Source organism: Methylobacterium nigriterrae (assembly GCF_037106235.1).
Taxonomy (GTDB): domain Bacteria; phylum Pseudomonadota; class Alphaproteobacteria; order Rhizobiales; family Beijerinckiaceae; genus Methylobacterium; species Methylobacterium nigriterrae.
Window position 1 is genome coordinate 1 of record NZ_JBAWTG010000764.1, and the last position, 284, is coordinate 284.

Sequence of the window (284 nt, forward strand, 5' to 3'; positions counted from 1 at the left end):
GTCACCGTGAACGCCGCCGCTTGCCTGCGTCCATCCTCCAAACGCTTCGTAGCAAAGAAAAAATGGCCCCGAACACGGGGCTACCGCGCGAGGCCGTATTAAGGAATTTTCTCGTGATTTACTTTACACAACCTGTGCGCCAGCCGCAACAATCATCTGCTCCAATCAGTGAAGTTCACGCTGCTGATACAGCGCAGTCGCTTCGAGTCCATCAGATCGCACGTCGCCTCGGCGTTAGCATGGAGGTTGCCGCCGTCATCGTGACCCTCGCCGGCATCGGGCCG

The 284-nt window shown here is 58.1% G+C and carries 1 protein-coding gene; it reads left to right on the forward strand.

Features of this window, described 5'->3' with window-relative positions:
* Nucleotides 1-20 precede the first annotated feature (20 nt).
* Nucleotides 21-284: hypothetical protein (locus tag WDW90_RS39065; protein ID WP_336492990.1), on the forward strand; the 264-nt coding region annotated here is incomplete at its 3' end.